Source organism: Candidatus Nitrohelix vancouverensis, from assembly GCA_015698305.1.
Taxonomy (GTDB): domain Bacteria; phylum Nitrospinota; class Nitrospinia; order Nitrospinales; family VA-1; genus Nitrohelix; species Nitrohelix vancouverensis.
Window position 1 is genome coordinate 1,487,841 of the sequence record CP048620.1, and the last position, 12,774, is coordinate 1,500,614.

11 protein-coding genes are annotated in these 12,774 nt (G+C 52.3%); 8 read left to right on the top strand and 3 right to left on the bottom strand.

Going from position 1 to position 12,774, the window contains the following annotated elements:
* Positions 1-16: 16 nt before the first annotated feature.
* Positions 17-880 carry a CDP-alcohol phosphatidyltransferase family protein gene (locus G3M78_07020; GenBank protein ID QPJ65152.1) on the top strand — a complete coding sequence of 288 codons (864 nt, stop codon included), beginning with the start codon at positions 17-19 and terminating at the stop codon, positions 878-880.
* The gene (locus tag G3M78_07025) at positions 877-2,370 is read left to right on the top strand and encodes a tetratricopeptide repeat protein (protein ID QPJ65153.1); all 1,494 of its coding nucleotides are present in this window, start codon (positions 877-879) and stop codon (positions 2,368-2,370) included. The genes G3M78_07020 and G3M78_07025 overlap by 4 nt, the downstream gene beginning before the upstream one ends.
* 43 nt (positions 2,371-2,413) lie before the next feature.
* Here the strand turns inward: G3M78_07025 and G3M78_07030 are convergent, their stop codons facing one another.
* Positions 2,414-3,106, bottom strand: coding sequence for an LON peptidase substrate-binding domain-containing protein (locus tag G3M78_07030; protein ID QPJ65154.1), 693 nt, complete (start codon positions 3,104-3,106; stop codon positions 2,414-2,416).
* 141 nt (positions 3,107-3,247) lie between these two features.
* On the opposite strand from G3M78_07030, the gene G3M78_07035 reads away from it, so the two are divergent.
* From G3M78_07035 to G3M78_07060, 6 genes are all read left to right on the top strand, one after another.
* The gene (locus G3M78_07035; protein QPJ65155.1) at positions 3,248-4,663 is read left to right on the top strand and encodes a hypothetical protein; all 1,416 of its coding nucleotides are present in this window, start codon (positions 3,248-3,250) and stop codon (positions 4,661-4,663) included.
* A 34-nt stretch (positions 4,664-4,697) separates the two neighbouring features.
* On the top strand, positions 4,698-4,949 hold the full coding sequence (locus G3M78_07040) for a glutaredoxin (protein QPJ65156.1): 252 nt from the start codon (positions 4,698-4,700) through the stop codon (positions 4,947-4,949).
* A gap of 58 nt (positions 4,950-5,007) precedes the next feature.
* On the top strand, positions 5,008-6,144 hold the full coding sequence (locus G3M78_07045; protein QPJ65157.1) for a KamA family radical SAM protein: 1,137 nt from the start codon (positions 5,008-5,010) through the stop codon (positions 6,142-6,144).
* A 192-nt stretch (positions 6,145-6,336) separates the two neighbouring features.
* Positions 6,337-7,755, top strand: a complete 1,419-nt coding sequence (locus tag G3M78_07050) for a hypothetical protein (protein ID QPJ65158.1) — start codon at positions 6,337-6,339, stop codon at positions 7,753-7,755.
* On the top strand, positions 7,748-8,257 hold the full coding sequence (locus G3M78_07055; protein QPJ65159.1) for a hypothetical protein: 510 nt from the start codon (positions 7,748-7,750) through the stop codon (positions 8,255-8,257). Before G3M78_07050 ends, G3M78_07055 begins: the two co-directional genes overlap by 8 nt.
* Positions 8,258-8,699: 442 nt before the next feature.
* On the top strand, positions 8,700-10,469 hold the full coding sequence (locus G3M78_07060) for a hypothetical protein (protein ID QPJ65160.1): 1,770 nt from the start codon (positions 8,700-8,702) through the stop codon (positions 10,467-10,469).
* 106 nt (positions 10,470-10,575) lie between these two features.
* Here the strand turns inward: G3M78_07060 and G3M78_07065 are convergent, their stop codons facing one another.
* Both G3M78_07065 and G3M78_07070 read right to left on the bottom strand, forming a co-directional pair.
* Complete coding sequence (locus G3M78_07065) at positions 10,576-11,265, bottom strand: hypothetical protein (protein QPJ65161.1); 690 nt, start codon at positions 11,263-11,265, stop codon at positions 10,576-10,578.
* Complete coding sequence (locus G3M78_07070) at positions 11,262-12,755, bottom strand: sulfatase (protein QPJ65162.1); 1,494 nt, start codon at positions 12,753-12,755, stop codon at positions 11,262-11,264. The genes G3M78_07065 and G3M78_07070 overlap by 4 nt, the downstream gene beginning before the upstream one ends.
* Positions 12,756-12,774: the final 19 nt, after the last annotated feature.

The following is a 12,774-nucleotide window of genomic DNA, read 5'->3' on the forward strand; positions in this document are numbered from 1 at the left end:
GTTTGATCCCAACTCAATGAACAAGTTACCGCCGGAGGATCGCTTCTTCGACGTCAACGACCTCTGGTATTTCTGGAATGTCTGGGTGGTGCGTATTCTCTACCGCGCGCCGGTCACGGCGAATCAGATCACCGGTCTCACTCTGGTCCTGGGCCTGGCGTCTGCGGCCTGTTTCCTTTGGGACGATCCGAACGCTTTGTTATGGGCTGGGGCCCTGCTCTACGGAAAAATTTTTTTTGACAATGTCGACGGCAACCTCGCCCGCGCTCGCAAAGAGGAAACGCGGCTCGGAAGGTTTTTCGACTCCCTGACCGATTTTCTGTCTTCTGTACTGGTATATCTGGCCGCCGCCTGGCGACTTTATGACTCGACCGGACAATGGGAATGGCTGGCGCTGGGCGCATTCGCTCTTGTGTCCTGTCTTCTACAATGTTCCTACTTCGTTTTTTATCTGGTGCAGTACACCTCGATCTCCGGTTCGTACCGCAAGAATCGCGTGGATGAAAGCGTGACAAAAGCGGATATTCGTGCAGTTGAAGCGGGAGCGTCTCCGTTCATTCTTTTTTTGCAACGCATGCATGTCTTTTTTTACGGCTGGCAGGACAAATCGATCTTGTGGCTGGATCGTGTTGTGAGAAGCCGCGTCGGCGCTCAGGAAGGCGACCCGGACTGGTATCAGGACAAACGCTTCATGACCCTGGTAAGCCCGCTCTGCGTATGCACCTGCAACATGGTTCTGGTGGTGTTCGCGTTGGCGGACCGCCTGGATTTGTTGTTCCTTGTCTATGCTCCTCTCAGCATTGTCTATTGGTTTGGATTGATTGTCTGGCAATGCCGCCGTTATACAACGCAACGTATCGCCCGGACTGAATGCCCATGACAGATTCTCAGCAAATCATGCAGTCGGCGATGGAAGTTCTGCAAAGCGGCGACGTGAAATCTGCGATTGAATTGTTCGAACAGGCGTTGGCGATGACGCCTGCGGATTTCGATGCGCTTCACATTCTGGGCGTCCTCGAACATCGACAGGGCCATTGTGAGCGAGCGGAATCTTTGATCCGACAGGCGCTTGAAGTGAATCCGCAGTTCCCGGAAGCGCATTACAATCTGGGGCGGGTTCTGGATGATCTGAATCGAGGCGATGAGGCGATCGCGTCTTATCGTATCGCTCTGTCTCTGAATTCGAATATGGACGCGGCCTGGTTCAATCTGGGGCTGGCGCATGAGCGAAGGCAGAATCTGAATGAGGCCGCCGAGGCTTACCGGAATGCGATTCGGGTCAACGCCGAGGATGCGGATTATCATTTCAATCTCGGCAATATTTATTTCGTTCAAAAAGATCCTGTGCTCGCCATTGAGAGTTATGATGCGGCGTTGAATCTAAATCCTTCCTATTACATGGCCTTGAACAATCGCGGCATCGCCTATCGGGAATTGGGGAATCTGGAGCGCGCGATCGATTCCTATCAGAAGGCGATCGGCTTGCGTCCGGATTTTGGGGATGCGTATTTCAATCTTGGCAACGCCTACGAGGCGGCGGGCAACCTGCAATGGGCGGGCGAGGCGTACGAGACGGCGATTGACTATCGCCCGGATATGACCAAGGCGCACAATAATCTTGGCAATGTTTATTATTCGCTGGGTCAATGGGACAAGGCCTTGTCGGAGTATGAAACCGCTGTAACCCTCGATCCCGACAGCGAGTCCGCACAGCATATGTTGCATTCGCTCAAAGGAGAAAATGCGAACAAGGCTCCAGACCGTTACGTCGCGACCTTGTTCGACAAGGCGGCGACGGATTTTGAAGACCGGCTGGTCAACGATTTGAAATACGATTCTCCGAGAGAATTGCGGGAAGAGCTTTCCAAATTAGTGTCGGCAGACAAACGCTTTGCCAACGCGCTCGATCTGGGTTGCGGCACAGGCCTGTCCGGCGCAGCGTTTCGATCGATTGCGGATCGTCTGACCGGCGTCGATCTTTCATCGCGCATGGTGGCGCTGGCAAAGGCGAAGGGGATTTATCAGGAACTTGCAGTGGGAGAGATTCTGGACTATCTGCAAGGAACGGAAGAGAGCTTCGATTTGTTTCTGGCGGCGGATGTTCTGGCGTATTTGGGCGACCTCTCCGCTTTGTTCGAAGCGGTGCGACGGCGCGCCCTGCCGTCGGCCTATTTTCTGTTCACGCTGGAAGGCGTTGAAGGCCAGGATTATGTGTTGCGCAAGACCGGGCGGTTTGCGCATTCACGTCCGTACATCGAGAGGCTGGCGATGCAATTGCAGTTTCACATCGAAGTTTGCGCGGAGACGGTGATCCGAACGGAGAATGACAAGCCGATCACCGGCATGAACCTGATATTGAAATGTTTGTGATTTTCAGATCAGCGGTTTTTAAATTAAAGATGAACGCTTCGACTCAGTTCATGCGCGGGTCGACTTTCTTTTTCGACAAGGCGTGCGATAGAGAGATCAGGTCGGTTTTGAGTTTGATTTCTTCGAGGAGCGTGTCGGCGCGTTTCATCACGTCCTGTTCTTCAAGATAACCTTGTTTTTGTTCCGGGGTCAGGTCGAGAGACATGATCATGCGGTCGACAAAGACGCTCAGCCGGTCGCATTGCGGGATGTCTGCGATTTTCGGTTCTCTTGCGATCTGCGTCAACTTTTCGCAGTAAGCTGTCAGCCGCGCCGCCAGTTCTTGTGCGATGGGGTCGTTATGCCCTTCGAGCGCGCGGTCGTTGATTTCTTTTAAAAGAAGCACTTCCGCTTGACGGTAGGGCGCATCGCCGATTTCGCGGACGATTTTATAGCGACTGAAACCTTTGAGCGCGAAGTTGTATTTGCCGTCGGGCAATTGGTGGCAGTCTTGAATATGTCCGACGCAACCGAAGCTGTGAATGGCGGGGCGATCGAAATATTCCGCTTCGAATCCGGGCTTCAGCAGAACCATGCCGATCTGCCTGTCTTTGCCGAGCGCGTCGGCCGTCATTTGGCGGTATCGCGGCTCAAAAATATGCAGGGGGAGCATGATGTCTGGATAAAAAACTGTGTTGGGCAGGGGGAATATGGAAATGACGCCGCCCGGCGTGGCGTCCTTGAAATCTTCTGTCATAAGTCGAATAGTTTCCGTTAAATTTTGTGGTATTCTAACCGCTTTTCCGCTGACCCGCGAGAATAATCTGGAACCTTGGGGTGGTTTGAGGCCTGTCTTCAATGCCCTTGCGTTTTTAATCGTTTGAACTACAAAAAATAAATGAACATCCCTACAGCAAAGAATTGTACCGAAATTCAGGAGGCTCTGGTTTCGGCGGGCCTGTATTCGCTCCCGGGCGAGTCGGAGACCGACCCTGAGGCGGCGAATCATTGGAGAATCTCTCCGGAGCCTTATTATTTGACGCAAGAGGAGCTGCGTTTTTTTAATGATCTGGGTGGACACCTTCTCAAATTCTATCAGGTTCTCGGGAAATTGTACGCCGACAGCGCCAATGGCAAAATGCCGGGCTGGGTGGCGGGCTATCTGGACCAGGGCAAGCCGCAGGACCTGCTGAAATTTTCGCAGATGAAGCGTTTTCGAAACGATCTGCCGGGCATCATCCGTCCTGACGTCATTCCCACGGAAAAGGGGTATGCGGTCACGGAGCTGGATTCGGTGCCGGGCGGTTTCGGAGTCACTTCGCACTTATCGGATTTATATGCGGAAGCGGGCGCGCGCATTGTTGGCGCGGAGGCTGGCGGCATTATGGGCTTGTTTTACGAGATGCTGGAATCGTCGGCGAAGAAAAAAGGTTGCACCGTTGCGGTTGTGGTTTCCGACGAGGCGGCGGATTATCGGCCTGAGATGGATGATCTGGGCAGACGTTTGCGGGCCAGAGGATTGCCGGTATATGTGACGCATCCGAAGGATTTGAAGTACACTGAGGAGAATCTCTGGATTGTGGACGAAGATCAGGAGATCGCGGTGGATGTGGTCTACCGTTTCTACGAATTGTTTGACCTCGCCAATATCCCGAAGTCGGAACTCATTCAATACAGTCTCAAAAAGGGCCGGGTCCGGGTGACGCCTCCCTACAGGCCGTTCATGGAGGAAAAGCTGGCCTTTGCCTTGTTTTCGCATCCTATTCTGGAATCGTATTGGGAAAAAGGCCTCGGAAGCGAAACTTTTAGCGTTCTATCCCATCTAATTCCAAAAACCTGGATACTCGATAATTGCGAGTTGCCCCCACAAGCGGTCATTCCAGGATTGAATTTCAAGGGATCGGCGGTTCAGGATTGGAAAACGCTGGAAACTTTGACGCAGAAAGAGCGCGAGCTGGTGGTCAAGCCCTCCGGGTTTTCTCCCGATGCATGGGGAAGCCGTGGTGTGGTGATTGGACACGACGTGTCTGGCGAGGAGTGGAGCCGGGCCTTGCGCGAGGCTCAGGATCGTTTTGAGTCGCGTCCCTCGATCCTTCAGGAATTTCACAAGGGTCGTCAGGTGAACTGCAGGTTTTGGGACTGGCGGACAGAAACGATGAAGGAAATGGCCGGGCGGGTTCGATTGACGCCCTATTATTTTGTTGTAGAGGGAGAAGCGCGATTGGGCGGCATTCTGGCGACGGTTTGCCCCAGGGATAAAAAGAAAATTCACGGCATGACCGACGCCGTGATGGTTCCCTGCGCTGTACATTAACCGCGCGATCCGCTTTCGTATTGAAAGGAATTGAATGATTCTCAGACTTTATAATATTGACGGTTGCGGCTATTGCGCCATGGTTCGAGAAACGCTCAGCCAGCTGGATCTGGAGTACGAAAAAATCGACGTTCCCTGGCCTCACAATCAAAGGAAAGAAGTCTTTGACGTGTCGGGACAGACGACGGTTCCAGTTTTAGTGGATGGAGATGTGATTCTTGATGATGAGTATGCAATAATCGATCATTTGAAGCGAAATTACTCCAAGCAGTCTCCCTCTGCCTGAACGGGCAGGATGTTTCCTTGCGAGTTGTTTTTAAATTAAACCCAAACAAGGTTTTTTTATGGAAGAATGGCAAAAACTTTTGAGCCGTAGCGTGGTAAAAGTCGAAGATTTACCCTTCATTCCCGAATCGGAAGAATACCGGGAGAAACTGGAAGAAGTGTCGAAGGTTTTCCCCATTCGCATCAATTCCTATTTTCTCGATCAAATAAAAAGCGCCGACGATCCTTTGTGGAAACAAGTGGTTCCCACGATCGAAGAGTTGGACGATATGCTGGACGATGAAGAGCTGTTGATTTCGGACCCGCTCAACGAAGAGGGCGACATGCCGGCTCCGGAACTGGTGCATCGCTACCCGGACCGCGTGTTGTTGATGATCAATAACCATTGCCCGATCATTTGCCGTTTCTGCACGCGCAAGCGCAAGATTGGCTTTCCGGGAATCGTCACGCGCGAGACTCTGCGTCAGGGCATTGAATATATTCGGGAGCATACGGAAATTCGCGACGTCATCATGTCCGGCGGCGATCCTCTGCTGGTCCCCGATAAAGAGCTGGATCGCATACTCGCCGAGTTGCGTTCCATCCCGCATCTGGAGATCATTCGCATCGGAACGCGCGTTCCCGGCACTCTGCCCCAGCGCGTCACCCCGGAACTTTGCGAGATTCTAAAAAAATATCATCCTCTTTATTTCAATATTCATTTCAATCACCCTGCGGAGATCACGCCGGAAGTCGAAAAGGCTTGTGGCATGCTCGCCGATGCGGGGATTCCACTGGGCAGTCAGACGGTTTTGCTGAAAGACGTGAACGATAATTCGGAGACCATGCGCGAGCTGGTCAAGAAGCTTTTGCGAATTCGCGTGAAACCTTATTATCTGTTTCAGGCGGACATGACTCTGGGCACGAACCACTTTCGCACGATGGTGGAAAAGGGGCTGGATATCATCCGCGACTTGCAGGGGCATACCTCCGGCATGGCGGTTCCGGCTTTTGTTATCGACACGCCCGGCGGCGGCGGCAAGGTGCGCCTGCTCCCGGATTCGGTCATCGAATTCAACGATGATGAAGTCATCCTGAAAAATTACGACGGCAAAACCTATCGTTACCCGCAAGCCAACGGCAAGGACAAGGCCGCCGCGCAAAACGATAATGGAGATGCGTCGTCTTCCTCAGAAGTTTGCAGTATGACCGCGTGAATTTGTTTTGATTTTGAATCGCGGCGATTGAAGTGAAATAACGCTATTAATTTCGCGTCTGCCGATTGAGAGCTTGACGCGCATTTGCGCCTATAATATGGTTACTTGATGGGGTTCTTCTCATCCAGTTTGCGTCGTGAATGCGCGTTATTGTTTTTGATCGGCGCTTGCCTGAGCGTCGCCCAATTCATCATGATCCGCGATTTTGTCGCCATTCTTTATGGCGAAGAAGTCGTGATCGTTTTGGTGACGGCGGCATTTTTTACAGGTCTGTCTTTCGGATACCTGCTCTCCCTGCGTCTGTCCCGCTCCGTTTTTGAAGCGCTGTTTCTGGCGTCCATCTTCATCCATCTCACCTTTCCTTTTTCTTATCGCTACTGCGCGGTCTGGCTCAGCTCTTCCGACAATAACGGCGTCGCCTTCATGGCCTTCATGTTCGCCTACGCTTTGATTTTCAGTTCCGCCTTTGCGGCCTTCCTGCCGCAGTTGATTCATGGCGAGGGTTCTGGTGAAAATACATTGCAACGATTGAAGTTGTTTTATTCCTTCGAATTGGTCGGTTTCGTTGTCGGCTTCGCGCTTGTGGGCTGGAGCTGGAATCGTTCGCTGGATCAACTGCTGATGGTGTATTGGGGATTGTTGAGCGTGGTTCTGTATCTCGCCTTGAAGGATAAATTGTTCACGGCCTTGTTTGTGGGCCTGGCGATCTGGTCTTCGTTTCAATTGCCGGCGCGCGATCTGCAAAGCTCGCAAATGCTGTATGAGGTCAAGCATGGCAAAGACGATTCGCGTATGTTGATGTCCATCAACTCGCCTTATCAAAAGGTGGAAGTGCTGGAGCGACCGGGCGGCAACAAATATCTCTATCTGGACGGCTTGTTGAATCTCAACTCCAGCGATCTTGAGACCCTGAATTATTATATCGCCACCGTTCCCGCCAGTTTGATAAAACCCGACAAGGCGCTCATCATCGGCAACGGAACGTTGTCTTCAGTGACGAAGGTTTACCCGCACGCGAAAGAACTGAAATCGGTGGAACTGGATTCGGGCGTACTGCTCGCCGGACAACGCTATTTCACGCCGCCTGAATCTTTGGAAGGGCTGGAGCGCTGGAGTTTGCAGATCGACGACGGCAAACATTTCCTCAAGACCAGCGAAACGATTTACGATCTCATCATCATGGACATTCCCTCTCCATTGACGGTTCAGGAAGCGGTTTTGCACACGGCGGAATTTTACCAGTTGGCGCGTAGCCGCTTGAGCGAAAGCGGAGTCATCGCCGTGCAACTGAGCGGTCCGCTCCAGCAGAACAATCGGACTCCGGCGCGGGTGACGGCGGCGCTTGCGAAAGCCTTCAAGGAAATCATGGTGGTCGACAGCGAAGAGGGCGACCGCAGTTTTGCCTACGCCTCAGATCGATTGCCGTTCAGCTTGAAGCAGGTGCGGGCGTTTACGGAAGATTTTGAGGACGAAGACTCTCTGACGCTGATCGGCCCCGAGGAGGTCCCCGCATATTTGACCGAAGCGACGCCTTTGCAAATTGATAATCTGGATCTCGTTTTACGGCGTGGCTGGGAACGCTTCGTGGGGAGGTATTTCGACGATGATTAAAAACGCGCTCTCGGCCTTCCTCACCGGATGGCTGTTTTCAAATCTGCAATTCAGCTTCCTCATGCTATTGCAAATCAATGTCTCATCGGCCTACCGCACCTATATGCTCATCACCCTGGCCTGGATGGCGGGAACCGTCGCCGGATTATGGATACCGCGCCTGACCATGCGTGTGGGTATCGCGTTGGGTTTAGCGGGTTATTATGTCTCAGCCTTCCTGCTGTCGAAATTCCCCTTTTCTCCCGCAACGCTTCCCATTGCGGCGGTGTGCGTCGCGCTCGCCGGTCTGTGGGCGGGTCGATTTTTTGTCGTGATGTTTCACCGCTTCAAAAGCGCCGACCGGATTTTCTTTCACGAGAACAACGGATTCATCCTTGGCGGAATCACGCTGTTCATCGGCTTCACACTCTGGGGCCGCCCCTTCCTGATGGCGATGCCCCTCGTTCTCTCCTTGGCATTGCTCATGATTCACAGAACCGAAAATAAGCCGGATTACTCGTAAGACGGGTTATTGTTCACGCGGGTTTGTAGCGACCTCAAGTTCATTTTGCCTTCGCTTATTTTCCTGAGCGACACGCGAATGTCAGATCGCGGGTAACTGCAGTGATATATATTGATAATAATTATCAAAGTTTTCTATATTTATATCCTGTTTAACCTTCTGAATATCTATTGTTCATTCTCCCTCTCCCTGCCTGGTAAGAAATAAATATTCGTTTTGAGTTAATTTTTATTTAAATAAATAACTGATTTTAAATTGGTTTAACGTTTTCATTCGAGTTATTTGGGGGGACTTTCGCTGATTAATTTCGTGAAAGAGGTTGAATTAATCCTCTGTTTTTGCGATAGTTCGGATTTTATATTTATGATAATCATTTTCAATATTAGTATTTAAAGGTTTTTTGTGCGTATTGAAACTTCATCCGCAGAGAGGGGAAAAATCAATGTTTATATCAAAATCACTGAAATGGAATCTTGCGCGTTTGGCAACGATTCTTTTCGCTAGCGCGCTATCCGTATCCGTGGTCTGCGCTGAAGAGGAGGCCGATCCCGCGGAAATTGCGATCGGGGAACGCTTGTTTCTGGAAACCCGGTTCGCCCAGTTTTTCTTCGCCAATTCGGGGGGAGACGCCAATCACGAACTGCTAGCGGGGGATCCCGTTATGGATACGACTGCGACTGTCAATGGATCCCTGCCGGGGCCTTTCGCCGGGCAGTCGATGAATTGTTCGGCCTGTCATCTGGTCGATGCTCAGTTGGAAGAGCTTGGCGGGGGAATGCGGTCCTATGGCGATTTTGCGCCGCGCAGTCCAATCCCCGATCGCCCGGTTTCTGAAGGCGGCGACGGTCAGTTGTTTGCGGTGCGTAATTCTCCGCCTCTGGTGAACGCTTCCCTGCCGCGGCGCGGCGGTTTCTTTTTTCACTTCGATGCCGAGTTTGCGACGATGGAAGATTTGGTCAAGGGTACTTTGTCGGGCCGCAACTACGGCTGGTTAGCGACGGAAAGCGAGCAGGCGATAGCGCATACGGCGTCGATCATTCGCGACGACAACGGTCTTGGAGAACTGGCGCAGGAATTTGGCGGGGCCTATAAAGAAGTTCTGCGCGGCAATCCGCGGGATGGTGGCGGAGCCCTGATCGAAGACCTGGTCCTGCCGGAAGAATTCCAGGTCGACGTGGACGATCCGGCGACGACCGACGATATGATTTTCTCGGCGGTCGCCAAAATCATTTCCGCTTACGTCACCGACCTGGCCTTCAGTCGGGATGAGGCGACGGATGAATTTAATCTCTCGCCTTATGATGTGTTTCTTGAAAAGAATAGTCTGGATCGTAAACCGGCGAATGGCGAAAGAGAGCTGGAATACAGCCAGCGTCTGTTGAGAGAAATCAAGAACCTGTCGAGTCCGGTTTATGTGCGGGACGGCGTGGACGGGAGCTTTCAGTTTCACGATCAGGATTTTGAATTCGGTCGGGAGGAATTAAAGGGGTTGGAAATTTTTCTGACGCAATCCAGCAACAAGCATCGACGCGGGCCGAAAAAGAAGAGCGGCGTTGGAAATTGCGTGGCCTGCCATGCGGCGCCGAATTTCACCGACTTCAATTTTCATAATACCGGGGCGACGCAAAAAGAATACGACGCAATCCATCGCAGGGGGGCATTCAAACGGATCAAAATACCGGGACTGTTCAAACGGCTGGCGCATCACGACCGCTACCTTCCGGCGACTCCGGCGCATCCCAACGCTTCCGGAATGTTTCGAAGCGTGCCTGAAGCAGATAGTACCAAAACCGATCTGGGCTTGTGGAATGTCTATGCCAACCCGGATTTCCCGAGTTCTCAACAACGGCTGTGGAAACTTCTTTGCGAAAAGGAAATTGGCCAGCAATTTGAGATGGAGACGCTTTACCAAAACCGTCGCCTGATTAAGAAAGTCTTCGGCAAGTGCTGGAACCACAAACTGCTGGACGGCTCCGTGGCTTTATTCAAGACGCCGGGATTGCGCGATCTGGGACATTCCGCTCCGTACATGCACAACGGACAGGAGAATCGCATTGAAGATGTCGTTGAGTTTTACAGGGAGTCTTCGGATCTGGCGCGCAAGAAAAAGTTGCGCAATGCAGCGCCTGAACTGAAAGATATTTTTATTAAGCAGAGGGATGTTCAACCTCTGACTCGTTTCCTGAAATCCTTGAATGAGGATTACGAGTAGGAAATATTTCCCAAGGGGTCAGGCGGTTTGACGGGTATCCATGAGACCGCCTGATCCTGCAGGGAATCTGCGTAGTGAAATGATTTTGTAGATGAGGCTAATATTATTATTGCCGTTCCTTGAAAAACGAAATGTGTATCCAGACGAGCAGGCTGGAGCCCGCGAGTTCGGACATTTCCTCGATATTGGAAAGGGTTTTGTATCGGCTCAAGCTCTGCGCGTCGATCGCGCTTCCAAACAGTTTGGCCTGAACGGTTTCGAGTACGGCGGCGAAAACGAACAGGGCGGTCATGACGACGGCCCATTTGAACAGATGCGGCGTGGATCGAAATTGCAGGTAGTAAAAAATGCACAAGGCGCCGCCGATCCCCAGAAGAAGGGGCGATAGCAGGACGACCCACAACAAGGCGCCGCCCGCTTCGGACACGCCAAAATAATCCCGCAGATTTTGTCCCCCTTCGCTTTGCATGATCCATCGCGTCGCGGTTTCATGAACCTGTCCGGTTTCGTCGGCCGACATGGCGAGCATCAGGACTGCGACTGCAAACCATCCATAAACGCTGAAATTATTTTCACGCGGGGAGCGTTGCGCGCTGTCGTAGCCGCAGGCGAGGGCGGCGATAGCGGCCAGGGTGAATTTGAAACTGGAATACCAGGTCGGCAGGTTGCCTTCGCCGCCGAGATCGATGAGCGTTCCGATTTGCGAATGGTCTGCGTAGGCGCTGTGCAGTAACAGGAATAGCAAATCGCAGGCAAGCAGGACGCAGAGAATGGTTTTCGTCGGCAAAGTTTTCATGGCGTTTCCTTTGGCAGATAGCCGCCTGCAATCAGCGCGGCGCGCATGGCGTCGCTGATTTCTTTATTGTCCTGAACTGAGGGCTTGGAAGTATGATCGCGCCTCCATTGATCGAGGAGCGCGACGTACTCGCTGACTTTTTCGGGATGTTGTTCAGACACTTCATTTTCTATTCCTGCGTTGCGCAGATCAAACAGGAGGCGACGCTCGTCGCCAAAGTCATCAGTTTCACGGACCAATTTCCAGTCCTTGGAGCGAATCATTTCATATTCGGTTTCATAGGGAGTTTCCTGCGCGAACACATAGGGCGTGTGCGTATCGTTCAGGAGCGAATGACCGGCTAGCCCGGCGACGGACGGGAAGCCGAGCAGGTCAAGAGCGGTCGGCGCAACGTCGATGCTTGAGACCATGCGTTTCACCCGGTGCGGTTGCATCGCTTTTGCTTTTGGCGGTTTGATGATTAGCGGAATGCGGATGGCCGGGTCGTAATATCGGGCGGTGTGCCCCGGTCCCTTTTTAAAAACGCCTCCCTCTGGATACTCGAACAGAAGTTCTCCGTGATCGGCGACCAGCAAGAGGGCGGTGTTGTCGTAAAGGCCTTTTCGTTTCAGCAGGTCGATCAACTCGCCGAGTTGATCGTCGACCAGACGGATTTCGCCATCGTACAAAGCCTGAACAGGTCCTTTGAATTCGTCCGGCAACAGGCCTTGTCGCCATGCCGTCGCCAGATCGTTGGAGCAACGGATGTTGAAGAGACCGTCGAACCCTTCCAGCGTTTGAGGCGGCGGAATGTCGGCGTACATGGAATCGTAGGGCGGCGGCGGGTCGTAACTTTCATGAATATTTTGAACATGCAGCCAGACGAAGAAATTTTCTCTTTGACTGACCTCATTTGACGGCTCTTTTGTGAGATTGCTCCAGTTTTCGAGCCAGTTGCGAAACGCCGTGAATACGGCGATGTCTTTTTCCAGAGATTTATCGTCGTGGTCGTGGCTTTCTATTTTATGATATTCAAAGGTGTCGAAGCCGCGGTTGAGACCCGATTCCTCGGCGAGCGCATAATAACCGACAAAGGCGGCGGTTTCGTAACCCTTGCCTTTTAAAAAATCTGATAGAATCGGCGCGTGATCGGGTAGAGCTTGCCCGTTGTCGACCAGCCCATGCTGGAAGGGGTACAGTCCTGTCAGCAGGCTGGCGTGCGAAGGCGCGGAATTGGTGGCGATGCTGAAGGCGTTTTCAAACAGCAAACCTTCATTGGCGAGCGCTTGCATGACGGGGCTGGTGTCGCGCGAGTAACCATAGGCGTTGAGATGATCGGGGCGCAAGGTGTCGAGGGTGACGATGATGAGATTCGCTCGCGTGGGAGAGGCTTCGCCGCTAAAGATTTGGACGAGTCGGATTCCCTGCCATGAAGCCGCGCCTAGCAGAGTGAACGCAAAAACGATGAGGAACGCCCGTTTTTTTATTGAGAGATGTTGAGTGATGGTCATTGCAAAAAATAATTCTGGG